3 protein-coding genes are annotated in these 969 nt (G+C 31.9%); all 3 read left to right on the forward strand.

Annotation, left to right across the window (positions count from 1 at the left end; translation table 11 throughout):
* Positions 1-150 (forward strand): peptide deformylase (locus V7659_RS30105; protein WP_335543691.1); only part of this gene is annotated, 150 nt, incomplete at its 5' end.
* A gap of 501 nt (positions 151-651) precedes the next feature.
* Positions 652-870 (forward strand): DNA-dependent RNA polymerase subunit epsilon, encoded by a 219-nt coding sequence (locus V7659_RS30110; RefSeq protein WP_335543689.1) that lies wholly within the window; start codon positions 652-654, stop codon positions 868-870.
* The coding region (locus V7659_RS30115; protein WP_335543692.1) for a hypothetical protein at positions 867-969 on the forward strand (103 nt) is incomplete at its 3' end. The genes V7659_RS30110 and V7659_RS30115, both read left to right, overlap by 4 nt.

Raw genomic sequence — 969 nt, forward strand, 5'->3', positions numbered from 1 at the left:
GGTGAAGAAGTGAAACTTCGTTTAAAAGGACTACCTGCTATTTGTTTTCAACACGAAATTGATCATTTAAATGGGATTATGTTTTATGATTATATTAATCATGAAGATCCATTAAGACCGATCGAAGGTGCTATTGCAATCGAGCGATAAAACGCCCCAAATTAAAGTTGTAAAAAACAAAAGAACCGGCCTACGGGTCGGTTCTTTTGCTATTTTTTTATAATGTCACTGTAATTCCATGTTTAACCATGATTGAATCAGCATTTTTCTTCATATAATAAAGTAAAAATACTCTTATTTTAAAAAAACTTCAATAATCTGCCATCGCTTACTTTACATTGGACAAGGTTCGTATAAAATAAGAGATAAGGAGATGATCCACTATGTTAAAGAAGCTGAGAAAGAAGCTCTTAAAACAGTGGAATGATTTACTACGAAAAAAATCCATTGCATAAATCCCATTGCCTAAATTTATTTAGGGCCCTTCAAACTTGCGAAGGGCTCCTTCGTTATTGTAAATTGTAAAAACAACGATTCTTTTTTACATACTTTTCATACAAGACTAATGTTTTCCAAAGAAAATAAATGAAAAAGATGAAAATGTTTTATATAATAGAAAAAGCTATGACCCAAGTTAGGAGCGATATTGTAATGATATTTAAAGTATATTATCAAGAAAGCATCACAGAAGTACCTGTTAGAGAAAATACAAAAACCCTTTTTATTGAAGGTGAGTCAGTCAGAGACGTCCGTACAAAAATTGCTGACCGTGGCTATAATGTTGAATCTGTTCAAGAAGTTAAGGGAGCATATCTTAGTTATGAACAACAAAATGAAGACTATAAAGTATTGGAGAAAGATAATTTATGAAATTTGTTAAGAATGATCAAACTGCAGTTTTTGCCCTGGGTGGTTTAGGCGAAATAGGCAAAAACACTTATGCAGTTCAGTTCCAGGATGAAATAATAT

It is taken from the genome of Neobacillus drentensis (genome assembly GCF_036966985.1).
Classification (GTDB): domain Bacteria; phylum Bacillota; class Bacilli; order Bacillales; family Cytobacillaceae; genus Neobacillus; species Neobacillus drentensis_E.